This is a genomic window from Thermicanus aegyptius DSM 12793 (assembly GCF_000510645.1).
Classification (GTDB): Bacteria; Bacillota; Bacilli; order Thermicanales; family Thermicanaceae; genus Thermicanus; species Thermicanus aegyptius.
In genome coordinates this window covers 345,924-366,695 of record NZ_KI783301.1, presented here as the reverse complement: position 1 = coordinate 366,695, position 20,772 = coordinate 345,924, and the positions used below count along the sequence as shown (strand labels likewise).

The following is a 20,772-nucleotide window of genomic DNA, read 5'->3' as shown; positions in this document are numbered from 1 at the left end:
GCGGAAAACCTACGAGGTCTTCCGCTTTTCTTTTATCTATCGTTCAATTGGTATACCCGCTGAAAAGGGATGGGAACGGGAAGTTCGTGATACCGTTCTTTGCTCACCCAACAATAATCCCCTAGTTTGTCCTCCCGGGCTACATCCCCTTCCTCTAACATGAGGAGAAAGACGGAAAGCTGCCATATCATGTGGCTAAAGACATGGTGCACCTCCCCCATGGGGCGGGGAATTTCATGGAGAGGAATCCCCAGAAGGGAAAGCTCCTTTTCTAAGAAAGGGAGAGGGTTCTCCCCTTTCTTTAGGAGCCAATTCGGAAATTCCCACATTCCGTGTAGCAACGATTCTTTTCTCTTTCTCATCAACACCCCCTTTGGAGAGTAAAGGAGCAAGGTAAGACGTTGTTCCACCTTTACTTTTTCTACTTTTTTCCTTCTCGGGAGGCTACTTTCTATCCCCTTCTTCTTCCCCTCGCAGTAATGACGTACCGGACATTCTTCACAGGTAGGAGCCTTAGGAAGGCAGACGAGGGCACCAATTTCCATGAGAGCTTGGTTAAATTGATCCGGCGCCTCCTCTGGGATGATCGTAAGAAGAAGCTCCTTGATCTTCCTCCGGGTGCTTCCCCTCCCTACATCCTCCGTTATCGCAAAAAGGCGGCTAGCGACTCGCAAAACGTTTCCATCGATGGCTGGAATCTTTTTTCCATAAGCGATGCTTAGAATTGCTCCGCTCGTGTAAGGGCCAATTCCGGGGAGCCGAGTCAATTCTTCCTCTTCGTCAGGTACCACCCCTCCATATCTCTCTTCCACCTCTTTAACCGCCTGATGGAGATTCCGGGCACGGGAGTAATAGCCCAAACCCTCCCAGGCTTTTAAAACCTCCGCCTCCTCTGCGGCGGCTAAATGGTGTAGTGTTGGAAATTTTTCCATGAACCGTTCAAAATAAGGAATCACGGTTTCAACACGGGTTTGTTGCAGCATGATCTCAGAAACCCAGATTTGATAAGGATCCCGGGTTTCTCTCCACGGCAGGGAGCGTTTCCTCTTCCCATACCAACTTAACAAGTCCGACGCAAGTGCCTCTGCTACTTTCATGATCCCAATGATCATCCTCTTCAAAAAAAATGAATGATTTCTTTGCAAAAAATCGATTAACGAAACATCCCTTTTAGGACAAAGGCGACATTCGCAGGCCGCTCCGCAAGGCGGCGCATGAAATATCCGTACCAATCATTCCCGTAAGGAACATAAACCCGCACCGTATATCCTTCCTTCACCAATTGCAATTGGGACTGTGTCCGTATCCCGTACAACATTTGAAACTCAAAGCGGTCGAGGGGAATGCCCTTCTCCTTCACAAAGTTTTTCGTAAACTGCAGGATCTGGTCATCATGGGTGGCAACGGCCGTATAAGCCCCTTGTTCCAAAGAAAGGGCGATCAACTTCTTAAAATTCGCATCTACATCTTTTTTATCCGGAAAGGCAATATCCGGCGGTTCTTTATAGGCTCCTTTCACCAAGCGCAGGTTCGCCCGGTATGGAATCAGATCTCTTAAGTCCTGCTCCGTCCGATAGAGATAGGCTTGCAGCACAAGCCCAACATTATCAAATTCCCGGCGTAGTTCCTTAAAAATTTCAATGGTTACGGCACAATGAGCCGAATCTTCCATGTCGATGCGGACAAAATTATCATACTGTTTCGCCCGCTTTAAGATGTTCCTCATATTGGCGATGCAAAGCTCACGGCTAATATCGAGTCCCATCTGGGTTAATTTCACCGACAAGGTAGATTTTACTCCCGTCCGGTGAATCGCGTCCAGGGTTCGTAAGTTAAACTCCGCCGCATCTATCGCTTCCGGCTCATCTTTCACAAACTCTCCCAAATGGTCAAAGGTGCAGAGGAGACCAAGATCGTTCAGTTCTTTTCCTTTTGCCATCGCCTCATCGATGCTCTCCCCTGCCACAAACCGATTGGCTCCGAAACGCAGACCCCATTTCTTTGCTGCTCGATTTAACGTTCGGTTTTTGGAGAGAAAGAGAAAGAAATTTTTCATCGCCGTATCCAACACGAGAAGAATCCCCTTTCTGCATCCCAAGTCAACATCATGGGATTCCTTTGGGAATAAGTTACCTAGTTCTAAAGTACTATAAGTTCCTTCTCTTGTCTATATACTTTTTCCTTCTTCATACCGCTTTAAGGCGAGGTCAATTAATCGATCGATCAGCTCCCCATAAGGAATGCCGCTGTGCTGCCAGAGAAGCGGATACATGCTGTAAGGGGTAAAGCCGGGCATGGTATTTATCTCATTCACCAGGATTTCCCCCGTATCCTTATGAATAAAGAAATCGACTCGGGCCAGCCCGGCTCCATCAATTGCTTTGAATGCCTGAATCGCTAATTCCTGAAGCCTCTCCTTCTCCTCTTCGGTTACTTTAGCCGGTATAACCAGTTGAGACTTCCCGTCAAAGTATTTTGCCTCATAATCATAAAATTCATTTCCAGGGAGAATCTCCCCTGGGATGCTGGCGATGGGGTCATCATTCCCCAATACTCCCATTTCGATTTCCCGAGCGGGGATATATTCTTCCACGATGATCTTCCGATCGTAACGGGCTGCTAAGGATAAAGCCTCTTTTAGGGCATTGCGATCCTTCGCTTTGGAGATCCCTACGCTGGAGCCGAGATTGGCAGGTTTCACAAAACAGGGATAGCCCAAAACTTCTTCAATCTCCTGAAACACTTCTTCCAAACGGCGCTCCAAATCTTTTCTCAAAAAGGAAAGATACTTCGCCTGGGGAAGGTCAGCCTGGGCGAAAAGTCTCTTCATGATCACCTTATCCATTCCAACGGCAGAGGAAAGCACACCTGCCCCCACATAGGGAAGATCGGCCAATTGCAAAAGCCCCTGGATGGTTCCATCCTCTCCATTCGGTCCGTGCAGAACCGGAAAAATAACATCGACATCTCCCGGAAAATAAAAAGAAACAGGTTGAATTTCCCCATCCGGAGCAGGGGATCGGAGCTGATTTTTTTGCAAAGGGGTTCTTTCCGAGTTTCCCTCTTCCAAGTATCCCTGTATTTCTTCTATTCCCAATAGTTTTAAGGATTCTTCCCGTGGGAGCCATCTCCCTTCCTTGGAAATGCCGATGGGGATCGGTTCATACTTCTCCCTGTCAATCGCCGCCAGGATGGAGCGAGCCGAGAGAAGGGAAACTTCATGCTCCCCCGATTTCCCCCCATAAAGGAGGGCGATACGAATCTTCTTCCCATGCTTCATGCTCTAAAACCCCTTTACCTATTCTATGATCGCTCTTACTACTATCCATATGGTTATTCACCTAATTCTGTTCCTCTTTTTCTTTTTCCTCTTCACTCATTTCGTGGGGAGATTGACGAATAATCTCCACTTTTCGAACCCGATGCCTCTCCATTTCCTTGATCCGAAAGAGAAGGCCCTCCCTCTCCACTTCACTCCCTTCCCGAAGGATCGGATTCTCTCCATAAAGCCATCCCCCTACGGTATCATAATCCTCACTTTCAATATGGGTATGAAAACGTTCATTGATTTCCTCCAAGAGCGTCTTTCCGTCGACGAGAAGATGCCCCTCTGCCAGAGTCTGTATCTCCGCCACTTCTTCTTCATCAAATTCGTCACGGATATCACCGACGATTTCCTCCAGGATATCTTCAATGGTTACTAAGCCGGCGGTTCCTCCATATTCATCTACCAGTACGGCAAAATGAACGCGCTTTTTTTGCATTTCCTTTAACAGATCCTTGATCGGAGTTGCCTCCATCACGGTAAGGACAGGACGAACCAACTTGCTAAAATCGAGGTTAGGATCATCCATATAGCGAAGGAAAAACTCCTTCGTGTTAATCATGCCGACAATATGATCCTTATCCCCTACGGCAACAGGAAAGCGGGTATACCTTTCCTCCTTGATAATCTTTAAATTTTCCTTCAGGCTCTTATCCAGATAAAGGCATACCATGTCGGTACGGGGAACCATGATCTCCCGGGAAAGGCGATCGTCAAAATTAAAGATCCGGTTCACATATCCATACTCGGATTGATTAATCTCGCCGCTCTCATAGCTTTCGGAGAGGATGATCTTCAATTCCTCTTCAGAATGGCTCTCCTCCAGTTCTTTCACCGGTTTTAATCCGATGAGACGGCTGATCAGGGTAGCCAGGCTGTTTAATACCCACACGAGGGGAAACATGAGCCGGTAAAACCAAATGATCACCCCCGCCACACTCAGGCTGAATTCTTCGGCTTTTTGAATCGCATAGGTTTTGGGGACCAATTCCCCTAAGACCACCTCTAGAAGGGTGATCAGGATAAAGGAAAAAAGTACGGAAGCTACGGTAACCGCCTGTTCCGAGATGGGGAAATAGGAAAAGAGGGGATGGAAAATGTGTTCCACCGCGGGTTCTCCCATCCATCCTAGGCCTACCGTCGTAATCGTAATTCCAAGTTGGGCAGCGGAAAGGGTGTTGTCCAGATTATGGATCACCCGCTGTACGTTAAACGCCCGTCGATCCCCCTCCATCACCAGTTGTTCGATCCGACTCGGACGCACCCGGACGACGGCAAATTCCACCGCGACAAAAAAAGCGGTGGCCAACAGCAAAAATAAAATGATTAAAGCGCTAAATCCGATCATCGCATTCCCTTCGTTCCCTTAATCCTGGATTTGCCCGAAGCCGACACGATCTTTCTAAAAAACATCCTTATTCCATAGCGTAACCATTCTCTTGTGGTTCCATGGGCTTATACATCCTTTTCCATGGGTCGCATGCCTCCCATTTGATTATGAGCCTCTTTTCATCTCTTGACAAGAGATAATCGGAGGCTATTCTCATGCTGAACGGTTTAAAAAATGGATTAAAGACGATGGTACACCTCGAAAATAGGATCTTGAGATCAAAGGAAAAGGGTTGTGCCACGCTATCTGGGTAGCCCGACACAACCCGAAAAAACCGTTTCTTTCTTTTAATCTTCTCCTGTAGCGATGGGATTCTCCCGATAACTAATCCAATCGCTCCAGCTGCCGGCATAAAGGCGTACCTTTTTAAACCCGGCTCGCATGAGGCCGATAACATTGGGGGAGGCGGTAATCCCCGATCCGCAATAGACGATGAGCTCTTTCTCCGGATCGATGGAACCAAAGTGTTCCTTTAATTGTTCCGGAGTTTTCCAGCTTCCTTCAGAATTGATCACTTCCTGGTAGTAGAAATTTTTCGCTCCCGGAATATGTCCGGCAATCGGGTCGATGGGTTCGGCCTCGCCAATATATCTTCTCCGTTCCCGGGAGTCGATGAGAATGGTTTCCGGAGAGCCCAGCTTCTCTTTTACCTCACTCATCACGGCAAGAAAAGGAGCTCGAATCCGAGGTTTAAATGTACAAGGTGGATAAGCAGGCAGATCGGAGGTAACGGGATACCCCCTCTTTTCCCAGCCTAACAATCCACCGTCGAGGAGATATACCTCCTCATGCCCCAACAGATGCATCAAACACCAAAAGCGTCCGGCAAATTCTCCCCATTGATCGTCATACGCAACGACTTTATGTTCCGGGGAGATCCCCAGCCTTCCCATCTTCGCCGCGAAAAGATCGAAATCAGGGAGCGGATGGCGTCCTCCATGTTCTCCCAACTTCCCTGTCAGATCTTTTTCCAGATCTACATAGATTGCTCCGGGAAGATGAAGGAGGGAGTATTCCCTCCTTCCCCGCTCAGGGTCCGCCATATCAAAACGGCAATCTACGATCCGAAGCGTCGGATCGTTTAGATGCTCAACCACCCATTCCGCCGAAATGACCGGATCCATACCATTCACCTCTATCCTCTTTTTCCCTCACAGATCTATTTTAAACGAAGCGAGGGGAAATCGGCTAGAACGAAACTGTTTCGCCCCTCCCAAGTCCTTTTTTCATCGGATAAAGTCTCCCTTTAAGGTGCTCAAACCCATTAGACGGGCAAAGGAGATCATAGGTTTCAGGGAGGATAAAAAAAACTGTACCCATGTTAGGTACAGGTGGTTCCCATCATCTAATTTACTCACCGATCAGACCGCTTCTTCCAAGGCGCCTGCCCCGTCACAGCGAACACAAATATGGATTCCATGTCCCCCGCAGGAAGAACAGGTTTCCCCATGGACCATTCCGGTCCCCCCGCATTCGTGACATTCCACCTCTCCATTCCCATGACACACCGGGCAATCATACATCCTTTCTTCCTCCTTCAAGCTCTGTTATATTACATTCCGCTTTTGTTTGTGTTCATTATATAACATATTGAAGGGGAATTTCAAGGGAGAATTGTAGCCGGTTTGATTTCTCCTTTATTTTGTAACAATTAAGATTAAGACTCCACCATCGCTCCCCCGTTCACATGGATCACCTGACCGGTTACATAACTGGAATCATCCGAGGCCAAATATACATATGCCGGAGCCAGTTCAAAAGGCTGGGCCGCTCGCCTCATCGGGGTCTCCAGTCCGAAGTGAGCCACCCTTTCCGCCGAAAAACTGGAAGGAATCAGGGGTGTCCAGACAGGCCCGGGAGACACCGCATTCACCCGGATTCCCTTATTCACGAGGTTTAGAGAAAGAGAGCGGGTAAAGGTAACCACCGCTCCCTTTGAAGCGGAATAATCAATCAGAGTCTTCTCCCCCTGGTAGGCCGTAATGGAAGCGGTATTAATGATCGAAGAACCCGACGCAAGATAGGGAAGTACTTCTCTCGTTAGATAGAAATAGGAAAAGACATTGGTACGAAATGTATTTTCCAGTTGTTCGTTGCTAATCTCGAAGAGAGAAGGCTGTTCGTATTGAACCGCCGCATTATTCACCAACACATCGATCTTGCCGAAATGCCGGAGAGCCGTTTCCACAATCTCCCGTGAGTTTTGAGGTTCACGAAGATCGATGGGGAGGGTGATCACTCTCCTTCCAAATTTCTCCACATATTCCCTCGTGAAACGGGCATCCTCCTCTTCATTCAAATAAACAAGAAGGAGATCCGCCCCTTCTTTGGCGAAGGCGACGGCAACGGCCCGGCCAATCCCTGAATCTCCTCCTGTAATAATAGCCACGCGATGAAGAAGTTTACCGCTGCCTTGATAAGCAGGATTGTCAAAGATGGGAGGGGGGACCATCTCATACTCAAAACCTGGATGCCTATCCTGATGCTGGGGCGGGAAAGTGATCGGTAAAGGGATGATTTTCCACTCTACGCCGAAATAAGGATAGTGGGGAATCATTGGGATCTCTCTCCTTTTTTGGTTTTATAACGATAGCAGTCTATTCCTCCCCTAAGGCTTCTGTTCCCACCCATTCGAATGAAATGTATTAAAATCGGGGAGAATAATCGGAGCAACCGCAGAAAGAACCGAAAAGAAAAAAGGAGGGAAATCCTTGAGACCGGAAGCGATCCATCAATCCATCAAACGGGCGCAAAAAGTAAACAAGGAAAAGAGAGGGAGTGAGAAATTATCTTGGTGGCAGCTTTCCCTCATCGGGATCGGCTCCATCATCGGCGCCGGATTCTTCCTGGGAACAGGTGTATCGGTCCGGTTGGCAGGAGAATCGATCCTACTCTCCTACCTGATCGGTGGAATAACGGTTTTTATTGTATTTCGCGCTTTAGCACAAATGTCCATTCACGCTCCACAATCAGGAGCCTTTCGCGCTTATGCTCGCTTTGCCTTTGGGCCTGACGTAGGTTTTTTAAGCGGCTGGGTCTACTGGATCGCAGGTGTCCTCATCATGTCCAGCGAAGTAACGGCCATCTCCGTATTTACCCGATACTGGTTTCCCTGGATCCCACTTTGGATTTTTGCCGTTCTTTATTCTGCGCTTGCCTTGGGGATCAACCTGATGGGAGTAAAAAATTTCGGAAGGATCGAATCCTCCTTCGCCATCATAAAGCTGGGGACTCTTCTTCTTTTTATTCTCTTCGGGTTCCTCATCCTCTTAGGACTCATCCCCCCCACTTTAAGCCGATTGGATCATCTCACCTTCTCCTTTCAATGGAACGATTGGTTTCCAAACGGTTTCAGAGGTGTTTGGTCTTCCCTTCTTTTCGTCCTTTTCTCCTATGGTGGAGTTGAGGTCTTAGGGATTGCTGCCGCCGAGTTAAAGAAAAGGGAAGATTTAATGCGCGCCGGGCGGGCAACCCTTTCTTCTCTCACCCTCCTCTACATTCTGGCCCTGTATTTCGTCCTCCTGATGACCCCCTGGCAGAGCATCTCTCCTGCAAAAAGCCCGTTTGTGACGGCTCTCGCAGCCTTTCAAATTCCTTATTTAGATTCCTTCTTTAACTTCATCATCATCACTGCAGCGTTTTCCATCATGGTGGCCACCCTTTTCTCCATCAGCCGGATCATGGTCTCCCTGGCCCAGGATGGGGATGCTCCCCCCAAGCTGGCCCATATCAATTCCAGAGGCATCGCCATTTATGCTTTACTGTTAAGCGCCACCGGCCTTGCCCTGACGATCCTCCTCTCCTTTTTCCTCCCTGCCCGCCTCTATGAACTGGTAACCTCTTCAGCTGGAGTGCTTCTCATCTTGAACTGGATCCTGATTCTCTCATCCCACATTCGCCTCGCCAAAAATTGGGGATTAACCGGATCCCCTTACCTCTCCTACGGGGGGATTCTCCTTATACTGGTCGCCCTATCCGGTACCTTAAACGACCCCACCCAGCGAATTGGATTGATCATAAGCCTAGCTCTCTTTGGCGGAATCTCCTTTGGCTCCATATTCATCCGCAGACCAAAAGGCGGCTTCTTACCGGAAACGGAATAAGTTTATGAGCCTTTCGGATGACACGGTGAGCACCCATTTAATACATTTTTCCTTGGTCATCCACGAAGACAGATTGAATGAACGTCCGTTGATAAGGAACCCCTTCATCCGTCTTTCCTTCCACTTCAATGGTATAGGTGTATACACCGGGAGTCTTCCCCTGAATCGTAAGGTTCTGATCTCCTTGAAGCGGGAATTTTTCCTTTAGCCTTTGCCCGATCTTTTTCCCTTTGTTGTTATGAAGAGGAGTGAAATCAAGAGTATAAGCGGCTTTTCCTTTTGTTTTCGTGTCAAAAAGGAGTGAGAGTTTCCCGGCTTTCTTATCTTTCTTTACTTTGATCTTATCGGAAAGAGGAGAAGTGAACTGAACCAGCATTAGATAAGCGGAGGAAGAGGGGGTGTTGCTTTCCAGTTGCCATTCCCCTTTCGCCGGTTTGGAAATGGTAAAGGTATGATGCCAAGCTCCTTTGAAGATCTGGTCATCCTGAACTTTTGCAGGGAAAACCTCCTGTTTTTCTCCGTCGGGGGTAAGGAGGTTGATACTTCTTAGTTCCTGATTACTGATCCAGTCAATGGTAAGGCGTTCCACTCCATTTTCCACCCAAATTTTTTCTCGGGCCGTTCCTTTCGCGCTCCCTCCCCTAATCAATTGGGAAGCCGTATATTGTTCGCTTGAAGATAACGCGGAGGCAGATAACGAAGAGGAAGAAGAAGGAGTTGAACCGCTCAGATAAGAACGGAACCAGGCAAAGGTAGAGGAACCGTATTTGATATTGGTATGATTCCAGTTCCCCACTTTAATCATGGAGGAATTTGGATGATACGCATTACTTACGGTGACTGCTCCGTCATTTGGCCCAAATTGGGAAAGATAAAGCCCTCCCCAGTACAGAGAAGAACCAAAGGATCCCCAACTGGTGCCTGCTAAGGTGTAAAAGGGATTTCTTCCCGCATTAGGATGGGAATCGGTTACAGAACGGAAGTAACTCATGTAGGAGGTTTGGAGAGAATAGGTCGCATCGCTTTTCGCTCCAAGTATCCCGGCCAGCCATCCGGCCCAGGAACTATAGGCTAAATCAGCCAGCTGTGAGCCATAATGGGGGGAACTTAAAGTAACCACATTGGTAACATAAGGATAGGCCCCATAATGAACCAGCGCAGCTTCCGCATCAATCCCCCCTTTGCTGTGGGTGATGAGGGCAATCGGCTTATGGAAGGTTTGAGATATCTCTCTTATTTTCTCCGCTAAAAGCGCCCCATTGTCCCACATATCTTCCGGAGTTCCTCCGGAATCGTAGAGCTCTACAAATGCGGTCTGATACCCATTGTTAAAAGCGGTCTGATACATATCGTTGTTTTCATACCAGGTGTGTGATGAACTGTTTAAACCCTGGACAAAGAGTAATACAGGATAGGCCGGATTTACATTCTCCGGAGTAGCGCCCATATACCAGGTTCCCGGCTCGGCCACCGCTGGGGGATTGAAGAAGCTGCCCGCTTCTACAGGAATAACGGAGGAAAAAGAGATTAGGAGAAGAAAGAGGGCCGAGATGGAAAGAAAAACTTTTTTCATCAAAACCTCCCCTTTCATTTTAAAATTCAATCTAAGTTTACAGTGGGAATATATGCCTATTGTTAAGGATTTATTTCTTTTCGGTAAATCTTTGGTTTGTATAAGATGGAACCAAACATGGAAAAATAAAGAAAGAGAGGAAAGAAGGTGAATCCTGTGCCTGAGGATGTGAAGAAAGATTTAGAACGCGGAGAATCTGAGGAAGGGATGAAAGATACTTTCGTTGCCGTCTTCTTTATCGCCGGCTTTATCATCCTTTCATGGATCGCCGTCTTTACCATCTATATCGGCAGACTGTGAAGGTTTTCTCTTTGACGATTCTTTGCACTCCAACCTTTTTGAAAGAGGAGTTTTTATGAAAATCGATCTACCCCGTTATGAAAAAATATGGATCACCTTTGGAATTGGGACATTGGCTGCTTTTCTCATCATAATCGGTGTGATGGCTTTTACCATGGACCTTCACCCCCCGGGGGATAACCGAACGATCATCCCGGAAGCCATCTCGATCACCCCTCCCTTTGATAAACCGGGACTTTATCCTTCCGGAAGCAGGAACTATAAAGCGGCCATTGTGGCGAAGACCTTTACGTTTCTCCCCACAGAGATGCGAATTCCGGCAGGCTCGACGGTCCATTTTGAAGTAACCAGCCCTGATGTGGTACATGGCCTCATGATTCCCGGGACCAATGTGAACATGTTGGTGGTTCCCGGTCGCATCACCCAATTTACGTATACCTTTAAGCATAAAGGAAATTACTATCTGATTTGCAACGAATATTGCGGCAGCGGTCATCAACTCATGGCATCCAGACTGATCGTGGAATAAGATCGTGGAATAAGAGCGAAAAGGGGGAGTCAACATGTCTCAAGCTCATCCAGGCTATGACGGGGCGGTACTCCATGATGCGAAGGCGGAGTTTGACGCAAAGGATAAGGCAATGATTAAAGCACATCTCGCGTTCGCCTACATCTCCTTAGGCCTTGGGGCGATTGCAGGGTTGTTGCAAGCCTTGGAACGGACAGGGATGGTCATCTCTCTCCCTTTAGGAACCGGGTACTACCAGCTTCTCACCTTGCATGGCGTTCTTTTAGGACTTGTCTTTACGACTTTGTTTATCATCGGCTTTCTCCATTCCGGCATCGTTAAAACCTTAGGAGGCGCCTACAGCAACGCGGAGAGAAGAGTAGCCTGGGTAGGGTTTTACATGATGCTGATCGGAGTTATCATGGCCGGCCTCATGATCTTGACCAATCAGGCAACGGTTCTTTATACCTTCTACGCCCCCCTTCACGCTTCTCCTTGGTTCTACATCGGGTCTGCCCTCCTGATCGTTGGAAGCTGGGTAAGCGGGGTGGCGATCTTTATGAGTTACGGTCGATGGAAAAAGGCCAACCCAGGCAAACCCGCTCCCCTCTTCTCCTTCATGTCTGTGGCTACCATGATCCTTTGGATCATCGCCACCTTGGGGGTAGCCGTTGAGGTGCTCTTCCAGCTCATCCCTTGGTCCTTCGGATGGGTTCCACGCATCGATGTGGAACTCTCCCGAACCTTCTTTTGGTATTTTGGACATCCGTTGGTCTATTTTTGGCTTCTTCCGGCTTATATCTACTGGTACGTCAACATCCCGCGGATCATCAAGGGGAAAATCTTCAGTGATTCTCTCCCTCGCCTCACCTTCATTCTTTTCATCCTCTACTCCATTCCCGTCGGGTTTCATCATCAACTGATGGAGCCCGGGATCGGATACTTTTGGAAATTTCTCCAAGTCATCCTTACCTTTTTCGTCGTCATTCCCTCCCTCCTCACAGCCTTTACCATCCTGGCCACTTTTGAACTGGCCGGCCGTTCCCTAGGGGCCAAGGGGAGATTCGGATGGGTGAGGAAGATGCCATGGGGAGATGTCCGTTTCCTTGCCCCGGTGGTGGGCATGCTCTTTTTCATTCCCGGAGGTGCCGGAGGGATTATTAACGCCAGTTACCAGATGAATCAGGTGGTTCATAACACCCTTTGGGTTACGGGACATTTCCATATGACCTTAGCCACTACGGTGATCCTTACATTCTTCGGCATCTCCTATTGGCTCATCCCTGCCTTAACGAACCGGATCTTAACCCCGGTGGCGAATCGCTTGGGAATCCTGCAGACGGTCATCTGGTCCCTTGGCATGCTCCTCATGTCTGTGCCGATGCACATCACAGGGATTCTAGGAGAACCTCGTAGAACCGCCTATACCACTTATGGGAATGCACCCCTTGCCGAGATCTGGCGTCCTTATCGGGCCATGATGGCCATGGGAGGTACCCTACTCTTTATCGGAATTGTTATTTTCCTGGGGATCGCCATCTACCTCTGGTACTTTGCGCCAAAAGCGGCCCAGAGCATCGAATACCCCATCGGAGAAGTGAATGATAAAGCTCCGGCACCACCGCCTATCCTAGAACGTTGGTCTCTCTGGGTAGCGATTACTTTTGCCCTCGTTTTGATCGCTTATACGGTTCCAATCGTCGGGATGTTTATGAATCCAAGTCCAGGATCGCCTCCACTTCGCACTTGGTAGGATCTTCCTACGGGATTTTTCGTTCCCATGGTTCTTCTCCTTTTTGAAACATCGCTTACTTCAAATTCTCCGGATTAAGGCCCTCTAATTCCGGAATGACAAAGCGGCCATCTTTACGGATCAGGCGGTCATCAAACCATACCTCCCCACCGCCGTAATCGGGACGCTGAATCATCACCATATCCCAGTGAATGGCCGATCGATTCCCGTTATACGCATCATCATAACAAGCTCCGGGAGTAAAGTGAAAGCTGCCGTCAATCTTCTCATCGAAGAGAATTTCCTTCATGGGATGCTGAATAAATGGATTTAATCCCAAAGAGAACTCCCCTACGTAGCGAGCCCCTTCATCGGTATCGAAGATTTTGTTGATCCGCTCCGTATCGTTGGAAGTCGCCTTCACGATTTTTCCCTTTTTAAATTCAAGATGCACATTCTCAAAGGTGAATCCTTGGTAAGGGGTAGGAGTATTGAAGGTGATCACACCATTTACCGAATCCCGCACCGGCGCCGTGTAAACCTCCCCATCCGGGATATTCAATTGCCCGTCACACTTCACCGCGCCGATCCCTTTGATTGAAAATGTAAGGTCGGTGCCGGGACCCACCAGGCGAACCTTGTCCGTCCGGTCCATCAATTCTTTTAATGGATCCATCGCTTTTGACATTTTTTGATAATCCAGCGTACATACGTCGAAGTAAAAATCTTCGAAGGTTTCCGTACTCATGGAAGCGAGCTGAGCCATCGAGGGAGTGGGATATCTTAAGACCACCCATTTCGTCTTCTTTATTCGTGTCAGCATATGTACTTGTTGATAGTAAATGCTCTGGTAGAGCTTCATTTTGTCGTCGGGGACATCGGACATCTCATTCATGTTATGTTCCCCCCTCACTCCGATATAGGCCTGCATCCTTTCCATCTCTGCTTTATCGGTTTCTGCCCAAGTACGGATCTGATCCTCGGTGGCCCCTTTAACAAGTTGCCGCATCACGGATTGGTTCCGGATGTTTACAAAGGGATTCCCCCTCGCTTCTTGAACCTTTTTCACCAATTCATTCACGAAAACCGGTTCAATTCCAAAGGCCTCAATGAGGACGTTTTCCCCCTCCCGTACCTTAATGGAATAGTTTACAAGAAGATCGGCCAATTTCGTAAGGCGTGGGTCTATCACAGGAATTCCTCCCTTTCATGTTTTTATTTCATACATCCTCATTATAAGCTTACTTTTTCGATATTCAAAATAAAAAGGGCACCTTCCCCATCGAAGAAGATTGCCCATTTTCACTCCTTGCATCTTTACATCGATGCCATTTCATCCAGTAATTGTTCTACATCCGGGAACTTACCTGTCTCTTTCTTTGAATAAATCTTTTTCCCATTTACCGTTATTTCAAAGACGCCGCCTTTGCTGGTGATGAGTGTCACTTCCTTGACCTGGCCTCCAAAACGATCATACAACGCTTCCGTGAAACTCACGGCTTTCGGGGAATAGTTTCACATCATGCAGAACTCTACCGTTACTTTAAATTCCTTCATCGCGTAATAAACCCTCCTTTCAACAGTTTCTTCACACTGATAGTCTACCCTCAAAAGGAGCTCTCATCAACTTTCAGTGCTTCGCACTTCCTAACGCTTCACATCGTGTAACCCCAACTGTTCGATCTCCTCTTCTGTCGCCAGATTGGCATCGCCTACGACCGTGTGATTCATGACAGAGGTTTCAATAAAATTTACCCATATCCTACTAAAGACCCTTGTGATCTGCGGGGGATTGAGTATAATGGATAGAGTGAAAAAAACATTTAGTAAAACGTAATAAGAAGCGAAAAATAAGACATACAGATAAATATAGAAAAAGATCTTTGGGGGTCAATGAAAATGTTTTTGGGATTGTCAATCGCCGCAATCCTCTATTCACCGGTTAGCAGCATTCTGTTCCTGGTGGGAACAGGACTTTATGCCCTTTTTCGTCTTAAGCTTTCCCAATTTAGGGCGAACATTTGGACGGACAGCCTTTTTCTGCTCACGGTCTGGAGCATCTTTGTGGCGATGGAGCAAAACAGCATCGTTAGTCTGACGGCTTCCCTCGCCTTACTTCTTTTTTGGCTGTTAAGTCAAGTCATTCTAAACCTACATTGGGATGAAGAAAAACTTTACTCCCTCCTCTCCAAAACGTTCCATCTCGGAACAGGAACCGCTTTAATCGGATGGTTGGAGCAATGGAGTTTCCTTCCCAATGAGGGAAATCTATGGACATGGGCATTAGGATGGGTCCCTTTCGTCCCCATCGACGAACCGAGGATCTCCGGAACCTTTAGCAATCCCAATTTTGCGGCCGCTTGGTACACGGCTTTAATCTTAATCGGGATCTTCATCTGGGAACAAAAAACCGGGAAGCTTTGGCAATATGTGATTGGCTTTGAACTTTCTTTTACTGCAGGAGCCCTCTATTTCACAGGTTCACGGGGAGGAATCCTTGCCGTCATCGCCGGGCTTTTTGTCTATCTCCTTATTCGTTTCCGCACGAAAGCCCCTTACTATCTTACTTCCGCCTTTTCCTTGGGATTAGGGATATTTGTCTGGAATCCGGAACTATTGCCTAGAAGTGATATTTTTTGGAAGTCCTTAGATACCCGCTTGGAGATTTGGCGAACCGGCTGGAACCTTTTCCTTCACAAACCCATTACAGGCTATGGACTGGCTAACATGTGGTTCCTTGATCCATGGGTTACACATTATCCCATGAGGTTGCCCCATGCTCACAATATCTTTCTCTCCATGGCTGTCGATTTGGGCATTGTCGGCCTCTTTCTCTTATTGGTCATGATCTACCAAGTGATTCATGATCTGATTTCCCTTAGTGCGGCGGGCCATCCCTATGCGGCCATATTGGGAGCGATCGTTGCCTCCCTCCTGACACAAGGAATGGTGGATCATATTCTTTTCTTGCCACAAGTAGCCATTATTTTTATCGTTACCAGTTCCTTAATCCTAAAACTAAATGAAGTCTATGTGCCCAACGGGCGGATGTTACCCCTGCTATTACACTAAGAATCCATCATCCGCCCGATTTTCTCCCATAATCCGCCTTGATCTCTCCCCAGCGCTCCGTATCCCACTTGAGCACCTTATTTTCATACGTGTTTTGCTTAAGCCACTTTTCCGCCCGATCGACTAACCGCCAAATTTCCTCCGTAGAAGAATCCCGGGGCAGCTCGGAGGAGACCTTCTTCTCCCTAACCCATTTTAAGGCGGTCCTTGAGTCGGAGTAGACGGTCTTTTTGCTTCCTTTTTTCTTTAAATAGGCTAACGCATGGACGATGGCCAAAAACTCACCAAGGTTATTCGTCCCCTTCGGGATCGGGCCATAAGAGAAAATCACCTCTCCGGTACGTGTATCCACACCTTTATACTCGACCGGGCCAGGATTCCCCCTGGTGCCTACATCAACGGAAATGCTGTCAAAATCGATCCCTTGGTCAGGCGTAAAGAAAGAAGGAGGGGCGCCGTCGTTGGAGCTTTTGTGGGATTTCCCTTTGGTGAAAAAACTTCCTTCTATGTCTTCCTTGTATGCCCGTTCCGCCTCTTCCTTTGTGGAAAATGATTTATATCTCGCCCCTGGAAAGTGGTGAATCTGTTCCTTACACTCTTCCCAACGGGTATAGATTCCTGGTCTTCTTCCTTTCCAAACGACATAATACTTCGGTTTTGCCATTTACATCCTCACTTTCGATGGAGGCTTAGAGGAGATCCTCCTTCTCTTGTCTATTCCTTAGACGAATCAACACTTGATGATACCATCATATAAAAAAGGAGGGAGGAAATCAAAAAGAGCAGATTGTTTATGTTACAATCAACGTAAAGCAAGTTGAATGAATCGGTGAACCGATCTAGGAGGAAACCATGCGAAAATTAAGGGGGCACCATCTTCTCTGTGTTCACGGCTTTCAAGGCATGGGCTATAGCCCTGCCTTCGTAAAAAAAATGGAAGAGATCGTCCGCGAAATCCGCGATCATTCCCTTGATTTCCCCATCCAAGTCCTGATCGATCTCGATGAAGCATGTTCCGCCTGTCCCCATAAAGGAAAAGACTTCTGTAACGCAAAAGAGGGATCCGACGAACATGTGAAGGGAATGGATGGAAAAGTGTTGCACCATTTAGGGCTTACTCCCGGACAATCGTATCTGAAATCAGAGCTGATCAAGCGAACGAGGGAACGGGTTCACCCGGAAGACCTAGATACCCTCTGTGCCGGATGTTCTTGGTTAAGCTATGGGGTATGTAAAGAAGGAATTGAAAAATTGAGGACCCGTCCCCATTAAAAGGCGTTTATCGGGGAAGATGAGGCCGAAGCGCCGTTTCGATATTGTTTCGGAGTTAATCCGATGTACCTTTTAAAAAGCAACGTGTAATAACTTTGGTTGCAGTAACCGAAGAGCTGGGCGATCTCCGAAATCGAAGAATTGCTGTGGAGAAGGAAATACTGGGAGGCTTCAATCTTTTTTCGGTTTACGTATTCGATGAGGGAGATTCCCACCTCGGCATGAAAAACCTTAGACAAATAGGAAGGATGAACTTCAATATGAGCAGCGATCTCTTTTAGCGTTAAATTGCTCAAAATCTGATCATGGATATACTCCAAAGCGCGACTGACGACCCATTGATAAGTAACCTTCTTCTCCTCCCTCACCCGATTTATGAAGGAGTAAAGCATCTCATACTCCAATTCCTCTAAATCTTTCCGGTCCCTCGTCTCTTCAATCTGCCGAATAAAGACGTCGCTTAAATTGTACGCATTTTCCGGATCCACTCCGCCTTGTATGATCGCCCGGGTAAAGAGGGTGCATGAACAAATAAGAGAGTTCTTGAGGGACCGTAGCGGATCTTTCGCCAGGATGGCCCGATCCATTCGGTTAATCTCATCCAGCGTTTCTTTCGCTTCCTCCCAATTCCCCAGAGAGATGGCATGGACGAGCTGTTTCTCCAGGCGATAGGAAGGATGAGAGTAAAAATTGAGCTGGTTCTCCATCCATCCCTCAAAAAACTTCTTCAATATTTTTTCATTCGTTTTTTGAACGTCCAACGACAATTTCCCCCAATACAAATATAATAACAAAAATATTAAAATTATAATATAATGATATCGCTTTCATCGATAAAATTCAAGTATCAGCGGGTTTGAATATTCACGATAAGGGGGATCAAGGATGAAAAGAGTTTCATTTAAACTGTTAGCGTTTTCGTTGGTGCTGCTGCTCGCCCTGGCAGGTTGTGGAGGAGGAACTTCTACTCAGAATCAAGGAGGCACGCCTCCGACAGATCAGGGCGGTCAGACCAATCAAGGCGCCGCCACCAAGATCACCTTAAAATTTGCCGCCCAAAATGATAACACCCCGGCGACGCAGAAGGTCATCGATGCTTTTAATCAGAGCCAGGACAAATACACCGTGGAATGGGTGCAGATGACCAATGACTCGGCCCAAATGCATGATCAGCTTTTAAACTCCTTATCCAGCGGCTCCAGCGAATATGATGTGCTCTCTATGGACGTAGTCTGGGCAGGGGAGTTTGCCGGCGCGGGATATCTGGAACCGATCGATCTCTTTATGAAGGATGCCGGATTAAACAAAGAGGATTATAACGCCGGATCGATGGCTTCCGGGAACTACAAAGGAAAACAATACACCCTCCCATTCTTTCCTGACTTGGGACTCCTTTATTTCCGCAAAGATCTCGTAAGTGCCGAAGATGCCGCTAAACTGGAAAGCGGTAATTATACCTATCAAGATCTTTATGACATGTCCAAAAAATATGCGAAACAAGGCGGAACGGAATATGGTTTCGTTTATCAGTCGAAGCAATATGAAGGCTTAACCGTAAATGTCACGGAATTTACGAAGTCTTTCCAAGACATTAAAGGCGGGCTGGAAATGATGTATCAATTCACCACCGCACCCTTCACCCCAAAAGATATTCTTAATTTTACCGAGGGAGAAACCCATACCGCGTTTGAACAAGGAAAAGCCGTCTTTGCGCGGAACTGGCCTTACCAATTCGGACGCATCAATGGGAAAGAAGATGGCGTGACGGTCTCCGTGGATCAGGTGGGCATTGCTCCTCTCCCGAACGGCGGCTCCGTCGGTGGATGGCTCTTAGGGCTTAACAAAAACTCCAAAAATATGGAGGGCGCATGGGAATTCCTAAAATTCGTCGCCGGTCCGGAAGGGCAGAAGATCATGTCGAAGGAGGGCGGATATCTCCCCGGGTTTAATGCTCTCCTGAGTGATGAAGAGGTTAAAACAGCCAACGTAATGCTCACCTATCCCGGCTTCCAAAAAGCCCTTGCCTCCACCATCGCCCGTCCGGTCTCTCCTGAATATTCCAAGGTCTCCGACACCATCCAGGTTGAAGCGCATAAGTACTTAAGCTCCGGTTCCGGATTAGACCAAGCCGTTTCTGCAATCCAAGCTGCCATAGAGGGAAAATAATCTCCGTGGACGGATTGGAAAGAAAAGGCTCTAATAAGATTAGAGCCTTTTCTTATTCCTTTCTTCCCTCTTTCCTCCATTCCCAAAGAAAGGATGATTCCCATGGTGAAACGAATGGGTTTTAAGGAATTCCTCTTCATCCTTCCTGCTTTACTCTTAATCGGCATCTTCTCCCTCTGGCCGGTCCTGCAATCGTTCGTCTATACCTTCTTCGATTACCGCCTTAATGATCAACAAAAAGCAGGTCTCTATATCAATGAGCGGTTTAATACCGATCTCTTTCAGGAAACCGCCCTCTATATCGGCATGTTCCTGGATGAGGATAAGAAAAATATCACGGATTCGGCGGATCTGGAAAAGGTGAATCAAACGATAAAGCGGCTCGATCAACTGGCGAAAGCCTACAAAGGGAAAGAAAAGGTGATCTCCATAAGTGCGGAGGAGAAAAAGGAGATGACCACCCTTTACGAGGAGACGGCCTCTCTGGTATCCTCCCTGGTCAAGAAATATCCATTAATCCATAAAGAGGACCTTCCAGCCTTAACCGAGGACTTAAAGAACAGCATCATTCCCTCCAATTTCATCGGCCTCAACGGGTACGCAAAGGTTCTTTCCGACGAAAGGGTGCGAATCGCCCTCTGGAATACCTTCTTTTTCACCGTGGTTTCGGTCTTCATCGAACTTCTTTTGGGACTGGGATTAGCTCTCATCCTGAATAAAGCCATGGTCGGGCAGGGCTTTATACGAACCACCTCCCTCATCCCCTGGGCGATCCCTACAGCCGTGGCCGCCCTCATGTGGAGCTATATGTACGACGGGACGAGTGGAATCATGGCCAACCTCTTTCAATGGATCGGGCTTGTGCCGGACTCCCGTGATCTCTTATTAACCGGTGGGGGAGCCATGTTTTCCACCATCTTCGCCGATGTATGGAAGACCACCCCGTACATGGCTCTTCTTCTCCTGGCAGGACTTCAAAATATCTCAGGAACCCTCTACGAAGCCGCCTCCATCGATGGGGCGGGACGGTTTCAGTCTTTCTTTCGAATCACCCTCCCGCTTCTGAAACCTTCCATCTTGGTCGCTCTCCTCTTTCGTACCCTGGACGCCTTCCGGGTCTTTGATCTGATCTACGTATTAACCGGAGGGGGGCCGGGTGGATCTACGGAAACCCTCTCGGTTTACGGGTATAAAGTCATGTTCGCCCAATCCAACTTCGGGTACGGTTCCGTCGTCGTCATGCTGATGTTTGTCTGTGTCGCCCTGATTGCCATTTTTTACGTTAAACTTCTCGGAGCAAATCTGATGGAGAAAAATTAGGGGGGAAGCTA

General features: G+C 47.7%; 19 protein-coding genes and 1 pseudogene. 8 read left to right on the top strand and 12 right to left on the bottom strand.

The genetic code is table 11. The features are described 5' to 3' along the window. Nucleotides 1–32: 32 nt before the first annotated feature. From mutY to THEAE_RS0101885, 7 genes are all read right to left on the bottom strand, one after another. Nucleotides 33–1,097, bottom strand: coding sequence for an A/G-specific adenine glycosylase (mutY, locus tag THEAE_RS0101920; RefSeq protein WP_039944664.1), 1,065 nt, complete (start codon nucleotides 1,095–1,097; stop codon nucleotides 33–35). Between the two features lie 56 nt (nucleotides 1,098–1,153). Further along, on the bottom strand, nucleotides 1,154–2,068 hold the full coding sequence (locus tag THEAE_RS0101915) for a proline dehydrogenase family protein (RefSeq protein ID WP_028986348.1): 915 nt from the start codon (nucleotides 2,066–2,068) through the stop codon (nucleotides 1,154–1,156). Between the two features lie 99 nt (nucleotides 2,069–2,167). Beyond that, on the bottom strand, nucleotides 2,168–3,280 hold the full coding sequence (locus THEAE_RS0101910; RefSeq protein ID WP_028986347.1) for a D-alanine--D-alanine ligase: 1,113 nt from the start codon (nucleotides 3,278–3,280) through the stop codon (nucleotides 2,168–2,170). Nucleotides 3,281–3,341: 61 nt separating this feature from the next. Beyond that, complete coding sequence (locus THEAE_RS0101905; protein WP_028986346.1) at nucleotides 3,342–4,673, bottom strand: hemolysin family protein; 1,332 nt, start codon at nucleotides 4,671–4,673, stop codon at nucleotides 3,342–3,344. Nucleotides 4,674–5,002: 329 nt separating this feature from the next. Next, the gene (locus THEAE_RS0101895) at nucleotides 5,003–5,839 is read right to left on the bottom strand and encodes a sulfurtransferase (RefSeq protein WP_028986344.1); all 837 of its coding nucleotides are present in this window, start codon (nucleotides 5,837–5,839) and stop codon (nucleotides 5,003–5,005) included. A gap of 237 nt (nucleotides 5,840–6,076) precedes the next feature. Continuing rightward, nucleotides 6,077–6,238, bottom strand: coding sequence for a hypothetical protein (locus THEAE_RS22815; protein ID WP_156920526.1), 162 nt, complete (start codon nucleotides 6,236–6,238; stop codon nucleotides 6,077–6,079). A gap of 134 nt (nucleotides 6,239–6,372) precedes the next feature. Further along, nucleotides 6,373–7,272, bottom strand: a complete 900-nt coding sequence (locus tag THEAE_RS0101885; RefSeq protein ID WP_028986343.1) for an SDR family oxidoreductase — start codon at nucleotides 7,270–7,272, stop codon at nucleotides 6,373–6,375. 154 nt (nucleotides 7,273–7,426) lie between these two features. On the opposite strand from THEAE_RS0101885, the gene THEAE_RS0101880 reads away from it, so the two are divergent. After that, entirely contained in the window at nucleotides 7,427–8,818 is a 1,392-nt protein-coding gene (locus THEAE_RS0101880; RefSeq protein ID WP_052329693.1) for an amino acid permease, read from the top strand. Nucleotides 8,819–8,855: 37 nt separating this feature from the next. Here the strand turns inward: THEAE_RS0101880 and THEAE_RS0101875 are convergent, their stop codons facing one another. After that, nucleotides 8,856–10,391, bottom strand: a complete 1,536-nt coding sequence (locus THEAE_RS0101875; protein WP_028986341.1) for an esterase/lipase family protein — start codon at nucleotides 10,389–10,391, stop codon at nucleotides 8,856–8,858. A gap of 147 nt (nucleotides 10,392–10,538) precedes the next feature. Here THEAE_RS0101875 and THEAE_RS23470 point away from each other — a divergent pair, with 147 nt between their 5' ends. Genes THEAE_RS23470 through THEAE_RS0101855 form a run of 3 tightly spaced genes read left to right on the top strand, consistent with a single transcriptional unit; the run spans nucleotide 10,539 to nucleotide 12,952 of the window. Beyond that, a complete protein-coding gene (locus THEAE_RS23470; RefSeq protein ID WP_245605512.1) occupies nucleotides 10,539–10,691 on the top strand; it encodes a cytochrome c oxidase subunit 2A in 153 nt (50 codons plus the stop codon). Between the two features lie 55 nt (nucleotides 10,692–10,746). Then, entirely contained in the window at nucleotides 10,747–11,220 is a 474-nt protein-coding gene (locus tag THEAE_RS0101860; protein ID WP_005588646.1) for a cytochrome c oxidase subunit II, read from the top strand. Between the two features lie 34 nt (nucleotides 11,221–11,254). Next, nucleotides 11,255–12,952, top strand: coding sequence for a b(o/a)3-type cytochrome-c oxidase subunit 1 (locus tag THEAE_RS0101855; protein ID WP_028986339.1), 1,698 nt, complete (start codon nucleotides 11,255–11,257; stop codon nucleotides 12,950–12,952). Nucleotides 12,953–13,007: 55 nt separating this feature from the next. Here the strand turns inward: THEAE_RS0101855 and THEAE_RS0101850 are convergent, their stop codons facing one another. Both THEAE_RS0101850 and THEAE_RS0101845 read right to left on the bottom strand, forming a co-directional pair. After that, a complete protein-coding gene (locus THEAE_RS0101850) occupies nucleotides 13,008–14,123 on the bottom strand; it encodes an aminopeptidase (RefSeq protein WP_005588647.1) in 1,116 nt (371 codons plus the stop codon). Nucleotides 14,124–14,248: 125 nt separating this feature from the next. Continuing rightward, a pseudogene (locus tag THEAE_RS0101845) lies at nucleotides 14,249–14,434 on the bottom strand (Rdx family protein); the annotation flags it as partial. 396 nt (nucleotides 14,435–14,830) lie between these two features. Here THEAE_RS0101845 and THEAE_RS0101840 point away from each other — a divergent pair. Beyond that, nucleotides 14,831–16,003, top strand: a complete 1,173-nt coding sequence (locus tag THEAE_RS0101840) for an O-antigen ligase family protein (protein ID WP_028986337.1) — start codon at nucleotides 14,831–14,833, stop codon at nucleotides 16,001–16,003. A 7-nt stretch (nucleotides 16,004–16,010) separates the two neighbouring features. Here THEAE_RS0101840 and rnhA read toward each other — a convergent pair whose 3' ends face one another. Next, the gene (gene rnhA / locus THEAE_RS0101835) at nucleotides 16,011–16,667 is read right to left on the bottom strand and encodes a ribonuclease H (RefSeq protein ID WP_028986336.1); all 657 of its coding nucleotides are present in this window, start codon (nucleotides 16,665–16,667) and stop codon (nucleotides 16,011–16,013) included. A 188-nt stretch (nucleotides 16,668–16,855) separates the two neighbouring features. Between rnhA and THEAE_RS0101830 the strand changes: the two genes are divergently transcribed. Further along, nucleotides 16,856–17,275: a DUF1284 domain-containing protein gene (locus THEAE_RS0101830; protein ID WP_028986335.1), complete on the top strand. Its 420-nt coding sequence runs from the start codon at nucleotides 16,856–16,858 to the stop codon at nucleotides 17,273–17,275. Here the strand turns inward: THEAE_RS0101830 and THEAE_RS19710 are convergent. Continuing rightward, nucleotides 17,272–18,036, bottom strand: a complete 765-nt coding sequence (locus tag THEAE_RS19710; protein ID WP_039944196.1) for a helix-turn-helix transcriptional regulator — start codon at nucleotides 18,034–18,036, stop codon at nucleotides 17,272–17,274. The genes THEAE_RS0101830 and THEAE_RS19710 overlap by 4 nt on opposite strands. Nucleotides 18,037–18,160: 124 nt before the next feature. Here THEAE_RS19710 and THEAE_RS0101820 point away from each other — a divergent pair, with 124 nt between their 5' ends. Then, nucleotides 18,161–19,441, top strand: coding sequence for an extracellular solute-binding protein (locus THEAE_RS0101820; RefSeq protein WP_028986334.1), 1,281 nt, complete (start codon nucleotides 18,161–18,163; stop codon nucleotides 19,439–19,441). 105 nt (nucleotides 19,442–19,546) lie between these two features. Beyond that, complete coding sequence (locus THEAE_RS0101810; RefSeq protein WP_028986333.1) at nucleotides 19,547–20,761, top strand: carbohydrate ABC transporter permease; 1,215 nt, start codon at nucleotides 19,547–19,549, stop codon at nucleotides 20,759–20,761. Nucleotides 20,762–20,772 lie beyond the last annotated feature (11 nt).